Source organism: Vibrio sp. CUB2, assembly GCF_001557945.1.
Taxonomy (GTDB): Bacteria; Pseudomonadota; Gammaproteobacteria; order Enterobacterales; family Vibrionaceae; genus Vibrio; species Vibrio owensii.
The window spans coordinates 1-23,076 of sequence record NZ_LNRB01000028.1 but is presented as its reverse complement, the minus strand read 5'-3'; the positions used below and the strand labels follow the sequence as shown (position 1 = coordinate 23,076).

The 23,076-nt window shown below is 45.8% G+C and carries 22 protein-coding genes and 3 tRNA genes; 6 read left to right on the top strand and 19 right to left on the bottom strand.

From position 1 onward, the window contains the following. Positions 1-301: 301 nt before the first annotated feature. The 5 genes from rplS to ffh form a co-directional block, all read right to left on the bottom strand. Entirely contained in the window at positions 302-655 is a 354-nt protein-coding gene (rplS, locus tag ATB78_RS26295) for a 50S ribosomal protein L19 (protein WP_005438036.1), read from the bottom strand. 41 nt (positions 656-696) lie between these two features. After that, positions 697-1,440: a tRNA (guanosine(37)-N1)-methyltransferase TrmD gene (gene trmD / locus ATB78_RS26290; RefSeq protein ID WP_005425529.1), complete on the bottom strand. Its 744-nt coding sequence runs from the start codon at positions 1,438-1,440 to the stop codon at positions 697-699. 27 nt (positions 1,441-1,467) lie between these two features. Beyond that, the gene (rimM, locus tag ATB78_RS26285) at positions 1,468-2,016 is read right to left on the bottom strand and encodes a ribosome maturation factor RimM (protein WP_005438038.1); all 549 of its coding nucleotides are present in this window, start codon (positions 2,014-2,016) and stop codon (positions 1,468-1,470) included. Between the two features lie 29 nt (positions 2,017-2,045). Then, on the bottom strand, positions 2,046-2,294 hold the full coding sequence (gene rpsP, locus ATB78_RS26280; protein ID WP_005438039.1) for a 30S ribosomal protein S16: 249 nt from the start codon (positions 2,292-2,294) through the stop codon (positions 2,046-2,048). Between the two features lie 210 nt (positions 2,295-2,504). After that, entirely contained in the window at positions 2,505-3,893 is a 1,389-nt protein-coding gene (gene ffh / locus ATB78_RS26275; RefSeq protein ID WP_005438041.1) for a signal recognition particle protein, read from the bottom strand. Positions 3,894-4,106: 213 nt separating this feature from the next. Between ffh and ATB78_RS26270 the strand changes: the two genes are divergently transcribed. Next, entirely contained in the window at positions 4,107-4,901 is a 795-nt protein-coding gene (locus tag ATB78_RS26270) for an inner membrane protein YpjD (protein ID WP_061011007.1), read from the top strand. Positions 4,902-5,055: 154 nt separating this feature from the next. Further along, entirely contained in the window at positions 5,056-6,336 is a 1,281-nt protein-coding gene (locus tag ATB78_RS26265; protein ID WP_009707575.1) for a CNNM domain-containing protein, read from the top strand. Between the two features lie 82 nt (positions 6,337-6,418). Here the strand turns inward: ATB78_RS26265 and luxS are convergent, their stop codons facing one another. From luxS to ATB78_RS26215, 10 genes are all read right to left on the bottom strand, one after another. Continuing rightward, positions 6,419-6,937: an S-ribosylhomocysteine lyase gene (gene luxS, locus ATB78_RS26260; protein ID WP_005438047.1), complete on the bottom strand. Its 519-nt coding sequence runs from the start codon at positions 6,935-6,937 to the stop codon at positions 6,419-6,421. A gap of 91 nt (positions 6,938-7,028) precedes the next feature. After that, the gene (locus tag ATB78_RS26255; RefSeq protein ID WP_005438049.1) at positions 7,029-7,634 is read right to left on the bottom strand and encodes a hypothetical protein; all 606 of its coding nucleotides are present in this window, start codon (positions 7,632-7,634) and stop codon (positions 7,029-7,031) included. A 19-nt stretch (positions 7,635-7,653) separates the two neighbouring features. Next, complete coding sequence (gene gshA / locus ATB78_RS26250) at positions 7,654-9,222, bottom strand: glutamate--cysteine ligase (protein WP_005438052.1); 1,569 nt, start codon at positions 9,220-9,222, stop codon at positions 7,654-7,656. 163 nt (positions 9,223-9,385) lie between these two features. Continuing rightward, positions 9,386-12,229: a pitrilysin family protein gene (locus ATB78_RS26245; RefSeq protein ID WP_061011006.1), complete on the bottom strand. Its 2,844-nt coding sequence runs from the start codon at positions 12,227-12,229 to the stop codon at positions 9,386-9,388. 9 nt (positions 12,230-12,238) lie between these two features. Then, on the bottom strand, positions 12,239-12,700 hold the full coding sequence (locus ATB78_RS26240; RefSeq protein ID WP_005438056.1) for a YqaA family protein: 462 nt from the start codon (positions 12,698-12,700) through the stop codon (positions 12,239-12,241). Beyond that, the gene (locus ATB78_RS26235; RefSeq protein WP_061011005.1) at positions 12,694-13,644 is read right to left on the bottom strand and encodes an NADP-dependent oxidoreductase; all 951 of its coding nucleotides are present in this window, start codon (positions 13,642-13,644) and stop codon (positions 12,694-12,696) included. The genes ATB78_RS26240 and ATB78_RS26235 overlap by 7 nt, the downstream gene beginning before the upstream one ends. A 157-nt stretch (positions 13,645-13,801) precedes the next feature. Then, positions 13,802-14,932, bottom strand: coding sequence for a sodium ion-translocating decarboxylase subunit beta (locus ATB78_RS26230; protein WP_005438059.1), 1,131 nt, complete (start codon positions 14,930-14,932; stop codon positions 13,802-13,804). A gap of 9 nt (positions 14,933-14,941) precedes the next feature. After that, positions 14,942-16,732, bottom strand: a complete 1,791-nt coding sequence (oadA, locus tag ATB78_RS26225; protein WP_061011004.1) for a sodium-extruding oxaloacetate decarboxylase subunit alpha — start codon at positions 16,730-16,732, stop codon at positions 14,942-14,944. A 33-nt stretch (positions 16,733-16,765) separates the two neighbouring features. Next, a complete protein-coding gene (locus tag ATB78_RS26220) occupies positions 16,766-17,023 on the bottom strand; it encodes an oxaloacetate decarboxylase subunit gamma (protein WP_005448441.1) in 258 nt (85 codons plus the stop codon). Between the two features lie 498 nt (positions 17,024-17,521). Further along, positions 17,522-18,163 carry a response regulator transcription factor gene (locus ATB78_RS26215; protein WP_020196754.1) on the bottom strand — a complete coding sequence of 214 codons (642 nt, stop codon included), beginning with the start codon at positions 18,161-18,163 and terminating at the stop codon, positions 17,522-17,524. 572 nt (positions 18,164-18,735) lie between these two features. Here ATB78_RS26215 and ATB78_RS26210 point away from each other — a divergent pair. The 4 genes from ATB78_RS26210 to ATB78_RS26195 are packed head-to-tail and all read left to right on the top strand — an operon-like array spanning position 18,736 to position 21,444. Next, positions 18,736-19,836 (top strand): hypothetical protein, encoded by a 1,101-nt coding sequence (locus ATB78_RS26210; RefSeq protein ID WP_020196755.1) that lies wholly within the window; start codon positions 18,736-18,738, stop codon positions 19,834-19,836. A 21-nt stretch (positions 19,837-19,857) separates the two neighbouring features. Further along, a complete protein-coding gene (locus ATB78_RS26205; protein ID WP_020196756.1) occupies positions 19,858-20,181 on the top strand; it encodes a hypothetical protein in 324 nt (107 codons plus the stop codon). An 8-nt stretch (positions 20,182-20,189) separates the two neighbouring features. Beyond that, positions 20,190-20,867: a C39 family peptidase gene (locus ATB78_RS26200; protein ID WP_179947022.1), complete on the top strand. Its 678-nt coding sequence runs from the start codon at positions 20,190-20,192 to the stop codon at positions 20,865-20,867. 13 nt (positions 20,868-20,880) lie between these two features. Further along, positions 20,881-21,444, top strand: a complete 564-nt coding sequence (locus ATB78_RS26195) for a hypothetical protein (RefSeq protein WP_061011003.1) — start codon at positions 20,881-20,883, stop codon at positions 21,442-21,444. Positions 21,445-21,530: 86 nt separating this feature from the next. Here ATB78_RS26195 and ATB78_RS26190 read toward each other — a convergent pair whose 3' ends face one another. From ATB78_RS26190 to ATB78_RS26175, 4 genes are all read right to left on the bottom strand, one after another. Next, entirely contained in the window at positions 21,531-22,526 is a 996-nt protein-coding gene (locus ATB78_RS26190) for a transporter (protein ID WP_061011002.1), read from the bottom strand. Positions 22,527-22,716: 190 nt separating this feature from the next. Further along, positions 22,717-22,793, bottom strand: a tRNA-Arg gene (locus tag ATB78_RS26185). 57 nt (positions 22,794-22,850) lie between these two features. Beyond that, positions 22,851-22,927 (bottom strand) — tRNA-Arg (locus tag ATB78_RS26180). Positions 22,928-22,984: 57 nt separating this feature from the next. After that, a tRNA-Arg gene (locus ATB78_RS26175) sits at positions 22,985-23,061 on the bottom strand. Positions 23,062-23,076: the final 15 nt, after the last annotated feature.

Here is a 23,076-nt window from a genome sequence, read left to right as displayed (position 1 = left end):
TCGGGATTCGGGATTCGGGATTCGGGATTCGGGATTCGGGATTCGGGATTCGGGATTCGGGATTCGGGATTCGGGATTCGGCTCTATTTTGTTTTTTAGGGACAAGTCCTGTCAACATCTTCGGGGGGCCAAACTTCTTGCACTAGCCTTCCAACAACACCTCTCGATACCTAAAGCGAAGCGCTCTCGAATCTTAGCGTTCCCGCATCTCGAAGGGCGAAGTCCGTTCCCTAACTTTTTCACGCATAAAAAAACGGAGCCCAGATGGGCTCCGTTTACTATGAGAACGCTAGTTATAGCATTACTTCTTAGCAAGTTTCTCTTTGATACGAGCTGACTTACCAGAACGCTCACGTAGGTAGTACAACTTGGCACGACGTACTGCACCACGGCGTTTAACTTCGATGCTATCAACAACTGGAGAGTGAGTTTGGAACGTACGCTCAACACCTTCACCGTTAGAGATCTTACGTACAGTGAAAGCAGAGTGAAGACCACGGTTACGGATTGCGATTACAACGCCTTCAAAAGCCTGTAGACGCTCACGCTCACCTTCTTTAACTTTAACCTGAACTACAACAGTGTCACCTGGTGCAAATTTAGGCAGGCCTGATTTCATTTGCTCTTCTTCAAGAGCCTTGATGATGTTACTCATTTTTTAAATTCCTAGAATAAACTGATACTAAATAAATTAGGTTACTTTGCGTTATGTTCACTAATGAACTCAGCAAGTAATTGTTCCTGTTCGTCAGTCAGAGCTAGGTTTTCCAGGAGCTCTGGTCTTCTTAGCCAAGTTCGGCCTAGCGACTGCTTTAGTCGCCATTGACGAATGTCCTTGTGGTTGCCTGACATCAGTACCGCTGGCACTTCTTTATCATCCAACACTTCAGGACGCGTATAGTGAGGGCAATCTAACAAGCCATTTGCAAAAGAGTCTTCTTCTGCTGACGCGAAATCCCCTAGTACACCCGGAACAAACCGAGAGACAGAATCGATTAACGTCATGGCTGGTATCTCACCACCCGTCATCACAAAATCACCAATCGACCATTCTTCGTCGACTTCAGATTGAATGATGCGCTCATCTACCCCTTCGTAACGGCCACAAATCAGAAGTAAATTCTCGTTTGTTGCCAGTTCTTCTACTCCTTTTTGGTCGAGCTTGCGACCTTGAGGAGAAAGGTAAATGACTTTCGTCTTACCCGGTGAGGCTGCTTTCGCGGTATGAATGGCATCGCGCAAAGGCTGAACCATCATTAGCATACCAGGGCCACCACCGTAAGGTCGGTCATCGACAGTGCGATGCTTGTCGTGAGTGAAATCGCGAGGATTCCAAGTCTCAATCGACAAAAGACCTTTTTTAACCGCTTGACCTGTTACCCCAAAATCAGTAACAGAACGGAACATTTCAGGAAACAGGCTAATTACGCCAACCCACATGTTTATCTCGCTCTGTAATTTTGGAGATTAGAATCCAGGATCCCAGTCAACTTCGATCCGTTGAGCTTCGCGATCAACTTTGATGATCACTTGCTCTTCAAGGAACGGGATTAATCGTTCCTTCTGCCCGAAAGCATCTTTAAGATTTGCTTTAACAACCAGAACATCGTTTGAGCCAGTTTCTAAAATGTCAGATACGACACCTAGATCGTAACCTTTAGTGGTTACTACTTGCATCCCAAACAATTCACGCCAGTAGAACTCATCTTCTGACAATTCAGGAAGTACCGCAGGGTCGATAGCAATTTCAAAGTTTGTCATTAGATGCGCGTCTTCACGAATATCTAGACCTTCCAGCTTAGCCACCATACCTTTGTTATGGCGTTTCCAGCTTTCTACTTTGTACTCAACCCACGTACCCTTTTGGTTAATAAACCAAGGGCTGTAATCGAAAATGCTTTCAGCATTGTCTGTGTAGGAAAAAACTTTAAGCCAACCACGAATGCCGTAAGTAGCACCAAACTTGCCTACAACAATCTTTTCGTTGCTCATTGTTTCTTTACCTTTCATCGACATAAACTAGTTTCTACTTCTAAAGTAAAAAATTAAGCCGCTTTTTGAGCGTCTTTAACTAGCTTAGCAACGCGGTCAGATAGAGACGCGCCTTGACCAACCCAGTGGTTAACGCGGTCTAGGTCTAGACGTAGACCTTCTTCTTGACCTTTTGCAGTTGGGTTAAAGAAACCAACTTTCTCGATGAAACGGCCAGTTGCAGCGTTGCGGCTGTCCGCTACTACGATTTGATAAAATGGACGCTTTTTAGCGCCGTGACGTGCCAAACGAATGGTTACCATGTCGTCCTCTTTGCTTTCTCAAAAATAAAATTAACCCCAATAATCATTCATAAAACTGAACAACCTGGGGTCTCGTGCCAAAATAAAGCTCCGGAATTTTACTCTTATCCCGAAGCAATGCAAGGGATTTAGTTACTTTTTCACCAACATAAATTGAAATTCAAGTTTGTGATGTAGCTAACACCCTGAAACTAAAGTCTAGGCAATCGTTTAACGGCCAAATGGATTGAAGCCACCGCCTCCACCCATACCGCCGCCGCCCATCATGCCTTGCATGTTGCGCATCATGCCTTTCATGCCGCCCTTTTGCATTTTCTTCATCATCTTCTGCATTTGGGTGAACTGCTTCAGTAGACGGTTAACGTCTTGAACCTGAACACCAGAACCTGCAGCGATACGCTTCTTACGCGAACCTTTGATGATTTCTGGGCGTTGACGTTCTTTCATTGTCATTGAGCTGATGATCGCTTCCATCTGCTTAAACATCTTGTCGTCAACTTTGTCTTTCACGTCTGATGGTAGCTGAGACATGCCTGGTAGCTTGTCTAGCATGCCCATCATGCCACCCATGTTTTGCATTTGACCTAGCTGTTCACGGAAGTCTTCAAGGTCAAAACCTTTCTTCTCTTTGAACTTCTTCGCTAGTTTCTCTGCTTTTTCTTGGTCTACATTGCGTTGTAGGTCTTCGATAAGTGACAGTACGTCACCCATACCTAGAATGCGCGATGCAACACGATCAGGGTGGAACGGTTCTAGTGCGTCGGTTTTCTCACCCACACCTAGGAATTTGATTGGCTTACCAGTGATGTGACGAACTGATAGCGCCGCACCACCACGTGCATCACCATCGACTTTAGTCAGAATCACACCAGTTAGCGGTAACGCATCACCGAATGCTTTTGCTGTATTCGCCGCATCTTGACCTGTCATTGCATCGACAACAAACAGCGTCTCAACAGGGTTAATCGCTGAGTGAAGATCTTTAATCTCACCCATCATTTCTTCATCGATAGCCAAACGACCCGCGGTATCGACAATCAACACGTCGTAGAATTTCTTCTTCGCGTGATCGATAGCTGCGTTAGCAATATCAATTGGCTTTTGATCCGGTGAAGATGGGAAGAAGTCGACACCGATGTCTGATGCTAAGGTTTCTAGCTGTTTGATTGCCGCAGGACGGTAAACGTCGGCAGACACAACCAAAACTTTCTTCTTATCACGCTCTTTTAGCAGTTTAGAAAGCTTACCTACCGATGTAGTTTTACCCGCACCTTGTAGACCTGCCATCAAAAGCACTGCTGGCGGCTGTGCTGCTAGGTTAAGAGCTTCGTTAGATTCACCCATAACCGCTTCAAGCTCAGCTTGAACGATCTTGATGAACTCTTGACCCGGTGTTAGGGATTTAGAAACTTCTACACCCACCGCTTTTTCTTTAACGCGGTTTACAAATTCACGTACAACAGGAAGCGCAACGTCCGCTTCCAATAGTGCCATGCGTACTTCACGTAGGGTTTCTTTAATGTTGTCTTCGGTCAGACGACCTTTACCGCTGATATTCTTCAGCGTTTTGGATAATCGATCCGTTAAATTCTCAAACATCTTTGTCTCTTCGCTAAAATGGCGATTAATTAGTGTGAGTATACCTTAGCCAACGTCACAGTCATACCCGAACACTGCTCTTATCCTTAACTTGAGGGCTAACTTGTTAATTTCAATATCTCATCTCTCGTGATTGATGAGGCATCGCCCATAGCCCCAAAGAGTAATGCAAGGTATAATTTTCACCATTGTGCACAATAACTCTTAAGATTCATGGATAGCTTAATTGCCATCGCAGCCGCCATTCTTTACGTTTTGGCAATTGCGACCATCATTCCCGGACTCTCTCAGCAGTCAGGAATCAAAGCGAAAACCGTATTTGCCAGTGCGGCATGTGCGTTGGTTTTTCACGCTTGGATTCTGAGTGATCTGATTTTCGACGGTTCAGGGCAAAACCTCAGCATTCTTAACGTCGCTTCTTTGATCAGCTTTATCATATCCCTTGCGATGAGTGTGGCGATGCTCAAGAATCGTTTGTGGTTCCTTCTTCCTGTGGTTTATAGCTTTGCTGCCATCAACTTAACTGCTGCTACCTTCTTACCAAGCACGTTTATTAAGCATTTAGAGAACGACCCTAAGCTACTTATTCACATTTCTTTTGCGCTGTTCTCCTACGCGACTTTGACCATTGGTGCGCTATACGCGCTGCAACTGGCGTGGCTCGACCACAAGCTCAAAGCCAAGAAGTCGTTGGCAATTAATCCGAACTTGCCACCATTGATGATGGTTGAACGACAACTGTTCAAGATTATCTTGATTGGTAACTTATTACTCACAGGCACATTGATTACTGGTTTTGTCTTCGTACAAGACATGTTTGCTCAAGGTAAAGCACACAAAGGCATTCTTTCTTTCATCGCTTGGATTGTGTATTCCATCTTGCTTTGGGGCCATTACCAAAAAGGCTGGCGTGGTAAGAAAGTGACTTGGTTTGCAGTCGCGGGTGCGACACTACTGACCTTGGCTTACTTTGGCAGTCGCTTCGTGAAAGAGATCATTTTAAGTTGATGTAATCCATCTATTAAATTCAATTAATAAGGAGCCTTGTGCTCCTTATCCTTTATATTGATGGGTAAATAAAATAGAGTACCCCTTATTCCATTGACTTAACGGCCAAGCTCGGTCATAAATTAACCAAACATATACAAGGAACTGCTGCGTTTTGGACGACATATCTACGGGTATCTTATTTGCGCTACTCGCGTGTCTTATCGTCATATCTGGTTACTTCTCAGGTTCAGAAACAGGGATGATGTCTTTGAACCGTTACCGCTTAAAGCACTTAGCCAATAATGGGCATAAAGGGGCGAAGCGAGTCGAAAAGCTCTTAGACCGTCCAGATCGTTTGATTGGTCTTATCCTTATCGGCAACAACCTTGTTAATATTTTGGCGTCTGCCATCGCGACCATTTTGGGTATGCGATTATACGGTGATATCGGTGTTGCCATCGCAACTGGTGCACTGACTATGGTGGTACTCGTATTTGCAGAAGTCACACCGAAAACCATCGCCGCCCTCTACCCTGAACGCGTGTCCTACGCGAGTAGTATTCTCCTTACGATTCTGATGAAAGTTCTTTCACCTCTGGTGATGTTAGTGAACTTTATTACTAATGGTTTTATCCGCCTTATTGGTGTGAAAGCCGATCACAACACAGAAGATCACCTTAGTTCAGAAGAGTTACGCACGGTTGTAAATGAAGCGGGTGGCATGATTCCGCGCCGTCACCAAGACATGCTGGTTTCGATTTTGGATCTTGAACACGTCACCGTGAACGACATCATGGTGCCACGTAATGAGATCACTGGCATCGACATCAATGACGATTGGAAATCTATCGTACGTCAGCTGACTCACTCTCCTCATGGCCGCATTGTGCTGTACCGTGATCAGATTGATGAAGTGGTTGGTATGCTGCGTCTGCGCGAAGCGTACCGTTTGATGCTAGAGAAGAACGAGTTCAACAAAGAAACACTGCTACGTGCCGCCGATGAGGTGTACTACATCCCAGAAGGCACACCTCTGAACGTGCAGATGTTGAAGTTCCAACGCAACAAACAGCGCATTGGTTTGATTGTCGATGAGTATGGCGACATTAACGGTCTGGTGACGTTGGAAGATATCTTGGAAGAGATTGTGGGCGAATTTACCACATCCATTGCACCGAGCTTATCGGAAGAGATCACACCACAAGGTGATGGCAGCTTCTTGATCGAAGGCAGCGCCAACATTCGTGATATCAACAAAGGCTTGAAGTGGAAACTACCGACCGACGGTCCACGTACATTGAACGGTCTGATTCTAGAACATTTAGAAGACATTCCTGAAAGCCATTTAAGCGTGCAAGTCGCAGGGCATCCAATGGAAATTGTCGATATTGAAGAGAATCGCATAAAGCTTGTTAAGGTGTACCCAAAACTCAAGAAAAGTAGCGATAAATAGCGTCGAAAAAACAAAAAAGAGCCTGACATTGTCAGGCTCTTTTTTATGCGTTTCGAATATACGCTTTTATCTGAAAGACAGATTAGTCGATACGTAGCTCTTTTAGCATTGACTCTGGCAGCGCAAGCTCGTCATTCTTATTGACTGATACACCTGCTTCTAGAATGTTCTTCGCGATTTGCTTTGCTTCATCCAGAGAGTGCATGGCTGCTGTACCACATTGGTACTCGTTCAACTCAGGGATCTTGTTTTGGTTTTCTACTTTCAAAACATCTTCCATCGCGGCAATCCAAGCGTCAGCCACTTGTTGCTCTGAAGGCGTGCCAATCAAACTCATGTAGAAACCAGTGCGACAGCCCATTGGTGAAATATCAATGATCTCAACACTCTCACCATTTAAGTGGTTACGCATAAAGCCTGCGTACAAGTGCTCTAATGTATGAATCCCTTTCTCAGAAAGGATGTCTTTGTTTGGCGCAGTGAAACGTAGGTCGAATACCGTGATGGTGTCTCCTTTTGGAGTTTGCATCGTTTTAGCCACACGGACTGCTGGTGCATTCATGCGTGTGTGGTCTACGGTAAAACTGTCTAATAAAGGCATTACATCTCTCCTGATTGTAATCACCAACACTCACAAGCATTGGTCGTTATTTCTGTTCATTCCCTCACTCATAATCCATGGATTGAATGAGCTAAAAGAACCAGCCGCTGTTGTCTTCTAATTCCTGACGACATTGTTTCAGCTGCCAGCCATAAGTCTTTGCGGTTTGCTCTACGCGCCTAGCAACCTTAATCAAGCTTGGTTTGCTGTTATAAGTGCCGCGTTTGTAGCCGCCACGTCCTTCATGATACGCAAGGTACTGATTGTAAGGATCCCACAACGAGATACCCAATTGGCGACGAGTTTCATGGGTATACCAACCGACAAACATCATTGAGTCGTCGAAGTTTGTGCGTGAGCCACCTTGTCCCGTCGCATCTTGGAAGTCATCCCAAGCAGGGTCTTGGGCTTGAGCATAACCGTAAGCGCTGCTAACGCGTCCCCACGGAATAAAGCCGAGAATATAGTCTTTAGGTGGTCGAGCATCATGACGAAAGCTACTTTCTTGCTTAATGATCGCCATCGCCACATTGATTGGCGTGCCCCACTCTTCTTCCATGTCTTTGGCATCTTCATACCAACCGGATTTTTCTCGGAATATTTCACATAGGTTGTCTTGTTGCTTTGGGGGCGCAGTCGCACAACCGGCTAACATCACGCTCCCAAGTACAGACACCACTAACGGCTTAATGTCCAATCCCTGTCCTTACTGCTGATTATTGTTTTAGGTAAGCAAAGTAATCTTCTAAGAAGTCATCAAAGGATAACGTATCACTTTGCTCTGCTTGTTTTTGCTTCTCTACCGATGTCGCAACTTCCGTTTCCATTGCGTCAGCTGAATATTGCTCATAGCTGTGTGCTAGGTTTTCTTCACGGAACTTCATGCCAAGCGCACAACCCACTTTACCTAAACCGCCGTGCTCTTTTGTCAGCTCAAGCAGTTGGCCAGAAATGGTAAGCTCTGGTTCATCAATCCAAGATTCTAGTTTGTCACAAACCGCTTGGTACGCATTACCACCAGCTGCAGCATCCATTTCAACCGCAATCAGACGAAGGTCAGCGAATACGCGATGAGCCCAATCTTGTAAAGACAGACGCTCGCCTTGGCAACCGATTTGCAGCATCAAGCCTTTCTCGCGGCCAGAAACAATGACTTTGTTCCAGTTGTCACGCCAGCATTCTAGCTCACAGTTATCCATCGGGTCTGAGTCTGAAAGCGCTGCCCACGTTAGGAATAGGTCAAGGAAGCGAACCTGCTCTTCACTCACACCAACAGCACTGAATGGGTTCACATCGAGCGAGCGAACTTCAATGTATTCCACACCGCCACGTTTAAGCGCTTCCGAAGGCTTTTCACCGCTCTTCGTTACACGTTTCGGACGAATTGGGGCATACAATTCATTCTCAATTTGCAGAATGTTTGAGTTAAGCTGACGATATTCACCATCGACTTTCACACCAATCTCAGCAAACTCTTCAGATGGACGACGAATCGCGTCACTCAAACCTTCAAGATACTGGTCGATACTATTAAAGCCAATCTTAAGCACGCTTTGAGCGCTGTTGGTGTAACCGAGATCACTCAGACGCAGAGAGGTTGCTTTTGGTAGATATAAGGTGCCACCAATTTTCTCAAATGGCAGATCCGTTTCACGTCCTTGAATGAACGAGCCACACAATGCTGGTGACGCACCAAAGAAGTACGGGATCATCCAACCAAAACGGTAGTAGTTACGGATTAGAGCAAAGTACGCTGCGGATTTCGTTTCTTGGCGAGCTTCTTCATCTTGCTCACCATGCAGCGCATCCCAGAACGATTCAGGGAAAGAGAAGTTGAAGTGCACACCCGAGATAATTTGCATCAAGCTACCGTAGCGGCGTTTTAGACCTTCACGGTAAAGCGTTTTCATTTTTGCTGAGTTTGATGAGCCATATTGAGCTAGCTGAATATCATCTTCAGTGCCTACATAACATGGCATCGAAAGTGGCCACATTTTCTCTTCACCCATTTTGGTTTGAGTGAAGTGATGGATGTCTTTCAACTGTCCCATCAATTCAGGGATCTCATGTGATACAGGCGTAATGAATTCCAGTAGAGATTCTGAAAAGTCTGTCGTGATCCATTTGTTTGTGAACGCTGAGCCCAAACCCTCTGGATGAGGTGTTGTTGCTAGGTGTCCATCCTGACGATAGCGCAAAGTTTCTCGCTCAACACCGCGTCCAAACTGCTTAAATACTTCTGGGTTTGATGCAACTTGTTTTAGTCGCGCAGCAAAATCAGTCAAAATGAGGTTCGCTTATATTGGGAGCAGGACACTCGCCGAGCGTGGCAAGTGAAAGCTAAGTTATTGATATATAATCCATCTAGATAAATAACCCATCAAAAAGTCATTTATCTAGTTAGAAACGAATAGCGGAGAGTCTCCTCTCCGCTATTAAATGTGTACTCTATCGAATGATTTCAAGCTCTTCCACGTCTTTCCCTAACTTTTCTAGTTGAGGGCGAAGGGATTTCGCATCTCCGACGACCACGATTTGATAGTCGTTCGGGTCAAACCATTCCTGTGCTAGAGCGTTGAGCGTCTGCTTATTGACGGTCTCAACAATAGCGTTTCGTTGCTGTAGATAGTCTTTATCTAAGTTGTATTTCAAAATATCACTGATGAGTTTGCCTTTCTGTGTTGGCGTCTCATATTTCAGTGCATCTTTTTGACCGACCGCTTGGCGCATAAATTTCAATTCATCGTCAGTCATGCCCGATTGTGAGAACTCGTTCAACTCATTCTCCATCTCGATGATAGACGCCACCGTCGAATCCGCTCGCACTTGCGCAGTAAACACAACCGATCCCGTTTCTACATTACCGGAGAAATAACCATAAGCACCATAAGTGTAGCCTTTGTCTTCACGAAGGTTTTGGTTGATACGGCTATTAAAGTTACCCGCTAGGTTAAAGTTTGCTAACTGACCCAGATAGAAATCGCCTGTTGCATCGTAAGGCATACCTTGACGAACCATCATGACCACACTTTGTGGTGCCCCTGGCTTATCCACCAAGTGCACTTTTTGCGTACCGAGTGGTGCGATAGTTTGCGGCGCGTAAAGCGGAGCGGCGTCATCTTCCCAATTTGCCCAGAAAGACAGTTGTTTCTCTAAGTCCGCTTTGCTGATATCACCAACGGCAATGATCTGTGCACTTTGTGGCGTGTAATGCTTCGCATAGAAATCACGAACATCATCCAACGTCAGCGCTTGAAGCCCCGCCTTGGTGCCATCTTTCGGGCGTGCAAAGATAGAGTTACCATACAACACTTGGCGACTTGCCTGTGATGCCATCCAGCTTGGTTTTTGGTGTTCATAAACCAGACCTTCTAACGCTTGTGTTTTCACTCGGTCAAAATCTTCTTGCTTGAATGCCGGAGACAACAACATCTCCTCAACGATCTTCAACGTTGGGGCAAGGTTCTTCTCAAGTGCAGAAACGCTGATGTCCGTCGTGTAACCACTCGCATCGACAGAAATAACGCTGCCAAGCTTGTCTAATTCAGCTTGGATGTCTTCTGCAGAGCGCTTAGTAGTGCCCTCTTGCAACATCGCTGCAGTGAGCTGAGCAAGGCCCTCTTTGCCTCTTTCAACAAAACGCGTACCAGCTGGCAAGCTAAACTGCATTGTCACCGTTGGTGTTTCGCTGCTTACGGTTCCAAGTAATTCCGAACCGTTTTTGAAGTGAACGTCGTACAGTTTTGGCATCGTCGCTTCAACAGGCGCGCCCGCTGGCGGTTGGACAGAGCGGTCGAAATTGTCCGTTGCACGACGATAAGCCAATTGGTCATCGGTGATCTTTTCGTACTCAGGTAATGTGCGTTTTGGCGTTACGAAGGTTGCAGGCTTCACAGCTAGCTCTGTCTTACCTTTTGGCACAACGCTCAGCGTTACCTTGTTCTTGCCTTGAATAAAGTCACTGTATGCTTTTTCTACCGATTCAGGCGTAACAGCACGAAGTTGTTCAAGCTGCTGTTCAATCAGATCTGGCTTACCAAAGAACGTTTGGTTTGATGCTAACTGCGTTACCTTGCCTTTTACACTTTCTAGAGCAAAAATCGCGTCGGCTTCGGTTTTGCCTTTCAGTTGCTCAAGACGATCTTTAGTTACCCCATCTTTGGCGAACTTATCCAACGATGCCATTAACTCATCATAGAGCTTGGATAAGTCACCTTTGTCGCCAGAATCCCCCATCGCATAAACATAGAAATTACACGATAGCTCAGCACAATCTTGGAATGAGCCCGCATCGACAGCTTTCTGTGTTTTGACCAAGTCTTGGTAAAGCACGCTGTTCGTGCCGCTGCCCAACACACTAGCTAAAGTATCCAGCGAGGCTTGATTCGCTTCACCGCTATAAGTTGTCGGCCATGCGATCATGACCATAGGCTGCTGGATACGATCTTCTAATGTGATGTATTTGCTTTCAGCAAGCTTAGCAGGTTGCTTAGGAGCGTTTTCCACCTCAGGGCCACGAGGGATCGAGCCAAAGTATTTGTTCACCCACGCCAACGTCTGTTCTACATCGATATCACCACCGATGGTCAATACCGCGTTGTTTGGACCATACCAACGTAGGAAGAAGGCTTTCAGGTCGTTCACATCCACGCGATCAAGGTCTTCTACGTAACCGATGGTTTGCCATGAATACGGATGACCTTCTGGGTACAAGGCTTCAGACATGCGTTCCCAAATCAAACCATAAGGTCGATTGTCGTAACGCTGAGCTCGTTCGTTCTTCACCGTAGAACGTTGGATCTCAAACTTACGTTGAGACACAGCATCGAGCAAAAAGCCCATGCGATCCGATTCGAGCCACAACATTTTTTCTAACTGGTTAGCCGGAACGGTTTCGAAGTAGTTGGTGCGGTCACGGTTAGTTGTACCATTTAGAGTACCACCCGCTTCCGTAATAATTTTGAAGTGCTCTTGATCACCCACGTTCTCAGAGCCTTGAAACATCATGTGCTCAAAAAAGTGCGCAAAGCCAGATTTACCGATCTCTTCACGTGCAGAACCCACGTGGTAAGTAACATCCACATGCACAAGTGGGTCAGAATCTTCAGGTGCCAGAATCACCGTAAGGCCGTTATCGAGCTGATATTTCTGGTATGGGATTTTTACTTTGCCTTCTTCTGCTTTTGATGACTCAACGAAAGTCACCCCATCAGGCAATGACGAAACAGGGGCGTTTGATGCGCAGCCCGTGATCACTAAAAGTGAGCACGCACTTACCCAAAACATTCTCATGCGCTTTCCTTAAAATAAACCGAGATAGATGGCAGCCAGCACACTGTATCTTGCGGCTTTGCCTAAAAATATAAGAACTAAACACGGCAGAAACTTCATCCTTAACCATCCTGCCGCTAAACATAGTGGGTCGCCAATAACAGGCAACCAACTAAAGAATAATCCCCAGTAACCATATTTTGACAGCCACTTCAATGCGGTGTGACCGTGCTTTTCGTCTTGAGTTTTATTAGGGATCCACAACCCAAGCCAATAGTTAGTCAAACCACCAAGCGTATTACCGATCGTGGCGACAATGATAATGGAAGAAACGGAGTACTGGTTTAACGATAAAGTGGCTATCAATCCCGCTTCAGAGCCACCAGGTAACAAAGTGGCACTGAGAAAACCGGTAATGAATAACACCCACAATGCAGAATCAGAAAACCACAGTGCTAGGTTTTCGAAAGCCGCATTAAAGGCTTCTAACATGTCATATCAAGCAAGATCTTGCCTCGCGTCCGTCCGGATTCGACTTGTTTGTGTGCTTCCACAACCTCATTCATCGGATAGACGTGTTGTATTTCTGTTTTCAACAATCCAACCCCAACCATATAAAGTAAGGTGTCGAGTTGTTCGCGATCGGGTTCCACCAACATACCGCTCGCCTCAAATCCAAGCAGCTTAGCCTTTTCGCAGATCAGTTCGGCGGTAATGGTTGGAACGGTGATGACTCGAGCATCATCCGTTAGGCATTTGAGAGCATCAAGAGCAGCATCGCCACCAACAAGATCAATCAAAACATCCACATCTTCAACACGTTCTGACACTGGCGCAAATTGATAGTTCACTGCATGCGCCCCCAATGTGGCGAGGTAGTCTAAATTTCGCTCACTGCAGGTGGTAAAGACTTCGGCTTTGGTTGCGACGGCGATTTGTACCGCTATATGCCCAACGCCACCAGCGCCAGCGAGAATCAATACTCGGTCGCCTTCGGTAACATTAGCTTTGCTTAATGCTTGAGCCGCCGTTTGTCCCGCAAGAGGTAGTACCGCAGCCGCTTCTAAAGTGACAGTGTTTGGAACATGGCTGAGTTCAGATTCGGGAACACAAACGTATTGGCTGTAACCACCGCCTCGGATAGGGAAGCCGATAAACCCTGCTACCTCGTCGCCTTCATTAAAACGCGACGTTCCCTCTCCACAGGAAACAACTTTTCCTGAGATGTCATAACCCGGAACCCAAGGTAAGTTATCTTTATTTTGTGCGGCAGCCCATCCAAGCCCTGCTCGAGTTTTAACATCAATTGGATTTATGCCTGAGTAGGCAACTTTAATGAGGATTTCACCCGCTTGTGGTGCCGATGTTGTGGTGGTTTGCAGTGCAAGAACGTCTGCGTCGCCAAATTCGGTAATCGCTATCTGTTTGTGTTCCATAACCCATTCCCTGCGAGAAAACAAAAAGGGATGCAAGAGCATCCCTTTGACTATAAACCATTTTGTTTGTCGAAGTTAATCGCCAATTTGTAAATTGATAGCTAATTCCATTTCATAGAATATCCACCAACTTTCAGGCACTACTTACGGTGACACACTAGCCTACAAGTGCGAGCAAAATACCAGCCGCTACCGCTGAACCGAGTACCCCAGCAACGTTTGGTCCCATTGCGTGCATCAACAAGAAGTTTTGTGGGTTTGCTTCCAAGCCAACCTTATTCACAACACGTGCCGCCATTGGTACTGCAGAAACGCCTGCCGCACCAATAAGTGGGTTGATGTCTTCTTTCGAGAACTTGTTAAGCAGTTTCGCCATCAGAACACCCGCGCCAGTACCGATACTGAACGCGACCGCGCCAAGTCCCAAGATGCCCAGCGTTTCTAGGTTCAGGAACTGCTCAGCTTGCAGCTTAGAACCAACACCAAGTCCCAAGAAAATGGTCACAATGTTGATCAGTTCGTTTTGAGCGGTTTTCGATAAACGATCCACTACACCGGCTTCACGCATCAGGTTACCCAAACAGAACATACCAACTAAAGGCGTTGCCGAAGGTAAGAACAGAATCGTCATCAATAGTACAGCAAGTGGGAAGATCACTTTCTCCCACTTACCCACATGGCGAAGCTGAGCCATCTTGATCTGGCGCTCTTCTTTGGTTGTCAGAGCTTTCATGATTGGTGGCTGAATGATCGGTACTAAGGCCATGTAGCTGTATGCTGCCACGGCAATCGCACCTAACAGATCTGGAGAGAGTTTACTCGCCAAGAAAATAGCCGTTGGGCCATCCGCACCACCGATGATCGCGATAGACGATGCATCCGCCATGGAGAACTCCATACCCGGCACGTAGTTAAGTAGAATAGCACCAAACAATGTTGCGAAGATACCAAACTGCGCCGCAGCACCTAACCACAAGGTTTTCGGATTCGCAATCAAAGCGCCAAAGTCGGTCATCGCACCTACGCCCATGAAGATCAGCAGTGGGAACACACCCGACTCGATCCCAATGTAGTAGACGTAGTACAACAAACCGCCCGGATCGGTAAAGCCAGCGTTTGGAATGTTCGCTAAGATAGCACCAAAACCAATTGGCAATAACAGTAAGGGCTCAAAGCCTTTTTTGATCGCCAAAAACAGCAAGGTACAACCAACCAACATCATACAGATTTGGCCGAACTCAAAATTCGCGATCCCTGTTTCTGACCATAAGGTCATCAATCCGTCCATGATACTCCCTTACGACAAGCTAAGAAGAGGTGAGCCAACGGTAACAGCGTCCCCTTCTTTCACGTTCAACTCTTGAACCACACCACCACGTGCAGCGCGTACTTCTGTTTCCATCTTCATCGCTTCAAGAATCAAAAGTACGTCACCTTCCGCCACTTCAGCACCCGGCTGAACATTGACTTTAAAGATGTTGCCCGCAAGTGGCGCTGGTACTGCTTCCGCAGCACTATTGGCAGCAACTGGCGCTGCAGGTTGAGCAGGCGCTGCCGCCGCATTTGGCGTCACAGATGTTAATTGACCTTGCGGCCCAACTTCTACTTCATACACTTGGCCATCAACACGCACGCTGTAGGTTTCTACACCGCCAGTAGCAGGTTGCGCTACAGGTGCAGCAGCTGGTTTTGCAGCTTCTAAGGTTGGTGCTGGTTCAAAGGCATCTGGATTGCCACGGTTTTTCAGGAATTTCAGACCGACTTGAGGGAACAGCGCGTAAGTTAGGACATCGTCGACACGTTCGCTTGCTAGCTTAATGCCTTCAGATTGCGCTTTCTCCATCAAATCAACGGTTAGGGTTTCCATTTCTGCTTCAAGTAAATCAGCAGGACGACAAGTAATGGCTTCTTTGCCATCCAGCACTTTTGTTTGTAGCTCGGCGTTTACTGCTGCTGGAGCTGCACCGTATTCGCCTTTTAGAACACCCGCAGTTTCTTTAGTGATGCTCTTGTAGCGCTCGCCTGTTAGTACGTTGATCACCGCTTGAGTACCAACGATCTGAGAAGTCGGTGTTACTAGTGGGATAAAGCCAAGATCTTCACGTACACGTGGGATCTCTTCCAATACTTCATCGATACGATCTGCAGCGCCTTGTTCTTTAAGCTGACCTTCCATGTTGGTCAACATGCCACCTGGTACTTGAGCGATCAAAATGCGTGAATCCACACCTTTTAGCTGACCTTCCCATTTCGCGTATTTCTTACGTACTTCACGGAAGTAAGCCGCGATAGGCTCGATTTGATCTAGTTTTAGGTTGGTGTCGCGCTCTGTACCTTGCAGCATCGCAACCACTGTCTCTGTAGGCGTGTGACCGTATGTGCAGCTCATCGAAGAAATCGCGGTATCAAGAATATCAATGCCTGCTTCTACCGCTTTCACAGCAGTCGCAGTAGATAGACCAGTTGTTGCGTGACAATGAAGCGCTAATGGCACATCACAAGACGCTTTGATGCGTGTGATCAGCTCTTCGGCTTCATAAGGTTTAAGCAGACCCGACATGTCCTTGATACATAGAGAGTGGCAGCCTAAGTCTTCAAGACGTTTAGCCAAATCCACCCAAGTATCTGCGTTATGCACAGGGCTGGTAGTGTAAGACAAGGTCCCTTGAGCGTGAGCACCAACATCTACCGTTGCTTTCACCGCTTTTTGGAAGTTACGTACATCGTTCATTGCATCAAAGATACGGAACACATCCATACCATTTGCGTGCGCGCGTTCAACAAACTTCTCTACTACGTCATCGGCATAGTGGCGGTATCCTAAAAGGTTTTGACCACGCAGTAGCATTTGCATTGGTGTATTTGGCATGGCCTTTTTCAGTTCGCGTAGGCGCTCCCATGGGTCTTCACCCAAGAAACGGATACACGCATCAAAGGTTGCGCCCCCCCAAGTCTCTAGCGACCAGTAACCAACTTTATCTAACTCAGCTGCGATAGGCAGCATATCTTCGATACGCATACGCGTTGCGAATAGAGACTGATGGGCGTCACGAAGGACCACATCTGTAATAGCGAGTGGTTTAGACATGTTCTTAAACTCCTTTTTAATCCTATCTTTCGGCTACTTCGCGACAGAGGCGCGATGTTTATGAATCGCAGCCGAGATCGCCGCCACTACTTGTGGACTAACAGCTGAAGAGGTTGATTGAACGTTGGTATTTGTTTTCGGTGCTGCGATCGGCGCTGGTACTTCTTCCGGTACCAATTTGGACATCAGCCGAACGAGATAAACTAGAATGGTGAGGAAAATAAATACGACCGCCATCCCTGTTAACATCAGGGTGGCCGCATCTACTAGCAGGCTTCCTATATTCGTCATGTTGCTTCCTTTCTTTGTCATCCTGACAATGTGCAGGACTTTAATAGCGTCAAATCCCGACCAATGGATTATCTCGATTGGTTAAATTTTGTCAATTTTGTTTAAGGAAGCTTTTAAATAATCCTTAATATTGATTATTTATTCACTACCCAGATCACAAATTATACGAAAATCCACTTTTCTCATGAGATTGTTTAATCTATAACCACACTAAATGAAAGTGATTGTAAAAACTGCGATTGGGATTTCAAAACGAAAACAGCATATGGAATGAAAACTAAAATAAAAACATAAACCTATCTTAAATCAACTAAATTTAAACATTTCATTTACACAAAACTAATGTGGTAGTGGAGTGACAAGAAATAAGTAGGACAATGATTCTAGGAATTGCAGGCAAAGGTTTGCCCCTCGGGTATTTTAACTAGCCGTTCTTAAAAGAACTTATGATTATTTAAGCACTTATTGATTTTTTCTCATTCTTTATTTTACAGGCCATCACTGTGCCGTTAACCCTCCATTCATTCGAACCATTTTTATCGCGTCATGACGGCAATGCACATCGAGTTTCTTGTACAACTTGTAGATATGACTTTTCACCGTGCTCTCAGATAAGAACAATTGAGAGGCAATTTGCTGATTCGATATCCCATAGGCGAGCAGCTCAAGTATCTGCCTCTCCCGGCTGGTTAATGAGTCATGCTGACAATCCATGGAAAGATTTGAGTGACGATAATTGCTGATCAGCTTCTCTAAGTACACTCTTGGCAGCCATAGTCCTCCTTGAAATATGTATTCCACACTTTCACTGATGTGTGTGACCGAAGCGTTTCGCAATAAAATACCTTTGAGCAATTTCCATCGAAGCAACTCATTATCCACCCTTTCATTAGGCACATTGTGAATCATAAGAGACCAACCAAATAGGTCGAAATCGGGCAACAATGCTCTCGCTTCAAGTAGCCTCATGAAGTCATAGTCAATGAACACCAGATCAACGTGCATGGTATGACTGCGAAACACTGCTTCTTCTGGTAAACATGTTTTGACGTAGATGTCAGGTAAAGTTGATAGTTGTCCTTCTATTAAACTGGTTTGAAGATTGTTCTCCGCTAAAAGGAGAAGATGCTTGGTTCCCATAGTATCCACCACTGTTTGCTGGCACTTATACCACTTACCTCCGTGTGCCAGAGTTTTCTCACGACAAATTCAAAGTCGATAAATTTATCAATAGAAAAAATATAGCAGTTCAGGCTGACTTTACCGTCGCGACAAAGAGACAGAAATAATGAAAAGGTTTGAGCGGTAATAGACGATTTCGCACTACCTGTTCAGCCTATCAAAGCTAAGTCACTGTTCTTACGATACCCTTTTAAAACAAAGGCTCCCAATCAATTTGTCGTTTTTATTTTAGGGTGACTCGTCGGAGGAGAAAAAGCCTACTTTTTAAGCCTATTTCTGTGTGGAATTTCATACTTGAAGCACCCTAATGAGATCCATTCTCACTAAATAAATGATTCAACTTCGATTTTGTAATCGCTCAATGAACAACCGAGAGGTTCGCTCGGCTGCTACTGGTAATTTTCTCAATAGTAAGAAACTCGCCCTAAAACCCTTACCTATACTTCCTTCGCTTCCGCAACGATGGAGCCAGCAAGAAGTAAACATGCAGTCATTTTTAATCAGGAAAATCAGGAAATGGAGTAATCAACATGACTCTTAACAAAACAGGGCTTGCTATCGCTATGTCGGCGATTCTATTTAGTGGTTCAGTGTTAGCTTTCCCTTCAGTTAATGAAGTGGATGACGGGAATGGAAATAGCCAGTGGTCTGAAAGCGCGAACACAAACAATAGTTCAAATGATGCAACTGCGAATAACAGTTTCAATCATGCTGATAGTTCGAATTCGAGCACTAACAACGCTAATGACAGTTCAGATTCAAGCATGAACACTACGCGTAGTAACAACGACAACAGTGATCATAACGCAAGTACTAACGGCAGCTACAACAACAGCAGTACCAATAACGCGAATGACAACTCAGATTCAAGCATGAACACCACGCGTAGTAATAACGACAACAGTGATCACAACGCAAGTACCAATCACAGCAACAATGACAACAGCAGTAGCTATGCGAACGATAACTCCGACTCAAGCACCAATGGTAGTTACAACGACAATAGCGACAACCGTGATCAAGCTGACTACCGAAATCAATCAGACAATCGTGACCAAAGTGATAGCAGTGACAACAGCAGTAGCTATGCAAACGACAACTCTGATTCAAGCATGAATACGACCCGTAGCAACAACGACAACAGTGACTCAAGCACCACCACTCGTCGTAGTAACAACGATAACAGTAACTCAAGCACCAACGATAGCTACAACGACAACAGCGACAACCGTAGCTATGCCGATAACAACTCTGATAACCGAGATCAAAGCGACAATCGTGATCAAAGTGACAACCGTAGTTTCGCTAATGACAACAGCGACAACAGTACTAAAGACAGCTACAACGACAACAGCGATTCAAGCTCTACCAATACTGACAGCTTCAACCAAGTAAACATGGATGTCGATATGGTGGTGGCTGATTCCAAAGTGATGGGTGGTGTTCACTCTGCGTCTGTGACTTACAAAGCGGATGCAAAAGATGCCAAAGTGAAAGTTGAAAACGTGAATAACCTAGGCGGTCTAGGTGGTGCGGCAGGTATTACTACCGTGGCACAAAACGCCGGCTCTAACTCACTTATTCAACAATCTGTTGCTACCAATGCGAGTGTATTTACAGGTGGCGAGTAACTAGGAACCTAGGAGAAAGCGATGCGTTTGGCACTGTGTACCTTGGGTATGGTAGTGGCCGTTTCTGTAAACGCAGAGGACATAGCGTTATCTGATGAAACCGTCAGCTTAGAAGCAATGAATGAAGCTAGAGGTGGGCAAAACGTTGAGTTAGACCTCTTCTATGCGGAATCAGATGTGGACGGCATTTCGTCAGATAACGTTGCGACCAATACGGTAAGCGGAAACAACATACTATCACCAGGTGCGTTCGCAGACAGTTCAGGGATATCGAGCGTGATTCAAAATACAGGGAATAACGTGCTTATCCAGAACTCAACCGTCGTTAACCTGACACTCAAGTAACTATCAATATGAAAGTTTGGCATAACTTAACTTGGCTGTTGCTGGCAATGTCAGCTTCAGCCAACTCGTTGGAGTTTCTTCCCCATCGAGGGCATTTTTCTGTGCCGGTAAAAAGCTACAAGGAAATCGTGTTTGGTGATGTCTTCCGTCAACAATACGATTTTAGTTGTGGCTCTGCCGCACTAGCTTCATTACTCACCTATCACTATGGCACGCCTTCGACGGAACAAGACATCTTCAAAATCATGTACGACAAAGGAGATAAGGAGCAGATAAAAGAGAAAGGCTTCTCTTTGTTAGACATGAAGCTCTACCTCGATTCTATCGGACTAAATTCCGACGGCTTTCAAGTTGGGTTAGAAAAGATCCGCAAAGTTGGAGTTCCGGGGATCACATTGGTGAATTTCGATGGATACATGCACTTTGTCGTGATCAGAGGTATGAATGCCGACTCAGTGATCTTAGGCGATCCTTCCCGCGGCACCATGATCATGAAATATGAAGAGTTTGAGAAATATTATCAGGGGATCGTACTGCTGATTCGAAACGAAGCTGAGATGGGACGCTCGGGATTTATTACCGATGACAAATTTGCCATCTATCACGCCTCGCCTGTTGAGAGTGGTGTACCGAGAGACTCACTCGGAGTATTCAGTATTACCTTGCCCGTTGCTGGTGAGAACTAATGGAGGCGTGGTTATGAGAATATCAAAAGTATTGATCGCGTTTTGTCTTTGCATGCCTTCTGTCGCGCTGGCAAATGTGATTGAACTAGGTGCTTTAAAACCAGTCCCAGATGAATCCCTTGCCGAGATGCGAGGTGGGTTTCAATTGACTGATGACTACGTGATAAACATTGGTCTGAGCATTACTACGACAATTAATGGGCAAGATATCCTCAACACGACGATAGCAAACCTCGTAATCGAAAACGGCTCTCTTACCAATATTAGTGGCAGTAATAACCCTAACGGTGGTGGCGCTCTCGATCAGGGTATCGTCAACATCATTCAATTTGGTGAAGGGAACTTTATTGGTGACAATACGGCCAATACGCCTGATATGCCCAGCTCTAATCAACCTAACATCATCAGTTCGGATTTCATTAACTCCAGTATCATCAATATCATTCAGAACACGACTGACAACAGCGTGATTGGCTTGAGCACATTAGTCGATATCGATGCGCAAGTCACTGGTGTCATGCAGCAGATACGCGCAAACCAGCAACTTGAGGATGCACTCCTTAATCACCTTCAATGAAATTCCTTAATGGAGCATCAAAAAAGGATTACCGTTTTAGTAATCCTTTGAGCATGTCTTTGGCTCATTAAGTAAATTGAGTTGCGCTATAAATTAAACGGTACTCGAATCGTCAATTGGAAATCCGGAGTATCTTCCGTTAAGCCTGCTTGAGCGCTGACATTGATCGACGCTCGCGGGCTAAACGCGTAATTGACCCCAAGTGTTAACGCATCGAGTTGAAGTAGCTTCGCGTCATCGGCAGAGCTGCCATTAACTTTACTTTTCATGATCGTTTTATGGCTGAGTCCGAGCGAGAAAGACAGATCCGGGTTCACCGCAAAGCCCATACCACCCGCTAAGGAAATGGTGTCGCCAAGGTCAACATCAGCTTTGGTATCCCCTACTGTGACATTGTCTTCTAAGTTGTAGATATAGCTGAGGTTGGCATACAAGACCGCAGGGTCAGTTGGATAAATCATCGAGATACTCGGTTCAAAACTCCAAAAACCTGAGCCTGTTGGTACATCACTAAAAGAGTTGCTACCTTCGTCGATCGATACATCATAAGGAGAGCGGCCAGTGTCTGATTTCACCCGAAGGCCACCAACCCAATAAGGCGCACTGTCAAAATTAAACTGGTGACGAATAGCGAGTTCCACATCTCCCATCCCACCACCATCGATTGTGGTATTCACCACGTCAGCATTCGAACCGTCCTGAATAGGTCGCGTTGCAATCTGGTCATTGCGATAAACGTAGGGTAGCCGAACTTCCAATTCCGTTGCATTGGTTAAGCCATATCGAGCCGTTAAACCAACCGTTACTGTTGTCCGATCCGCATCACTGACTTCAATTCGACCGACAATCAGTGTCGGTAACACGGTATAACCGACGACAGAGACCTTATTTGAAGAGTTTTGTGTGTAGCTAAGTGATGTGTCGAATGACCACTGTCCTCGTGGCGTGAGCACGCCAGGGCGCTCTATGACATCACTTACCGTTTGTGCCCGTTGAGGAATCTCATCTCCTTCAGCACCGTAAGCAGTTTGAGCTACACATACCAACCCAAGAGTGCAGCCAATCAGTGTCTTCCCTAACATCGAATTATCCTTTCTTGTGGCGGTTATAAACGATTAGGTTAGATTTTGAGGTTTCGCAATTTGTTGATAGCAAGAAGTTGCGCAGTCTTAAAACAGAAACGCTTGAATGGCTTATGGGAGTTTAGTTGAAGGAAGAGGTCAGATCTCAGATACAAAAAAGCCCCGCATAAGCGAGGCTTTTTCTAAAGAGTGGCGCGTCCTGGAGGATTCGAACCTCCGACCGCCTGGTTCGTAGCCAGGTACTCTATCCAGCTGAGCTAAGGACGCACGGTTTTCGATATCAGTATTACCAATATCAGGAGTTCACAAGGAAACCCTAAAGAGTGGCGCGTCCTGGAGGATTCGAACCTCCGACCGCCTGGTTCGTAGCCAGGTACTCTATCCAGCTGAGCTAAGGACGCGCAGTTTTCGATATCAGTATTCCCAATATCAGGAGTTCACAAGGAAACCCTAAAGAGTGGCGCGTCCTGGAGGATTCGAACCTCCGACCGCCTGGTTCGTAGCCAGGTACTCTATCCAGCTGAGCTAAGGACGCGCAGTTTTCGATATC

Coding starts and splice junctions, on each gene's coding strand:
- ATB78_RS26230 (WP_005438059.1), bottom strand. CDS start 14,932: ATGGACGGATTGATGACCTTATGGTCAGAAACAGGGATCGCGAATTTT.
- ATB78_RS26200 (WP_179947022.1), top strand. CDS start 20,190: ATGAAAGTTTGGCATAACTTAACTTGGCTGTTGCTGGCAATGTCAGCT.
- rpsP (WP_005438039.1), bottom strand. CDS start 2,294: ATGGTAACCATTCGTTTGGCACGTCACGGCGCTAAAAAGCGTCCATTT.
- ATB78_RS26210 (WP_020196755.1), top strand. CDS start 18,736: ATGACTCTTAACAAAACAGGGCTTGCTATCGCTATGTCGGCGATTCTA.
- ATB78_RS26195 (WP_061011003.1), top strand. CDS start 20,881: ATGAGAATATCAAAAGTATTGATCGCGTTTTGTCTTTGCATGCCTTCT.
- luxS (WP_005438047.1), bottom strand. CDS start 6,937: ATGCCTTTATTAGACAGTTTTACCGTAGACCACACACGCATGAATGCA.
- ATB78_RS26215 (WP_020196754.1), bottom strand. CDS start 18,163: ATGGGAACCAAGCATCTTCTCCTTTTAGCGGAGAACAATCTTCAAACC.
- ATB78_RS26245 (WP_061011006.1), bottom strand. CDS start 12,229: ATGAGAATGTTTTGGGTAAGTGCGTGCTCACTTTTAGTGATCACGGGC.
- rplS (WP_005438036.1), bottom strand. CDS start 655: ATGAGTAACATCATCAAGGCTCTTGAAGAAGAGCAAATGAAATCAGGC.
- oadA (WP_061011004.1), bottom strand. CDS start 16,732: ATGTCTAAACCACTCGCTATTACAGATGTGGTCCTTCGTGACGCCCAT.
- trmD (WP_005425529.1), bottom strand. CDS start 1,440: ATGTGGGTTGGCGTAATTAGCCTGTTTCCTGAAATGTTCCGTTCTGTT.
- ATB78_RS26240 (WP_005438056.1), bottom strand. CDS start 12,700: ATGTTAGAAGCCTTTAATGCGGCTTTCGAAAACCTAGCACTGTGGTTT.
- ATB78_RS26190 (WP_061011002.1), bottom strand. CDS start 22,526: ATGTTAGGGAAGACACTGATTGGCTGCACTCTTGGGTTGGTATGTGTA.
- ATB78_RS26220 (WP_005448441.1), bottom strand. CDS start 17,023: ATGACGAATATAGGAAGCCTGCTAGTAGATGCGGCCACCCTGATGTTA.
- rimM (WP_005438038.1), bottom strand. CDS start 2,016: ATGTCGATGAAAGGTAAAGAAACAATGAGCAACGAAAAGATTGTTGTA.
- ATB78_RS26205 (WP_020196756.1), top strand. CDS start 19,858: ATGCGTTTGGCACTGTGTACCTTGGGTATGGTAGTGGCCGTTTCTGTA.
- ffh (WP_005438041.1), bottom strand. CDS start 3,893: ATGTTTGAGAATTTAACGGATCGATTATCCAAAACGCTGAAGAATATC.
- ATB78_RS26235 (WP_061011005.1), bottom strand. CDS start 13,644: ATGGAACACAAACAGATAGCGATTACCGAATTTGGCGACGCAGACGTT.
- ATB78_RS26270 (WP_061011007.1), top strand. CDS start 4,107: ATGGATAGCTTAATTGCCATCGCAGCCGCCATTCTTTACGTTTTGGCA.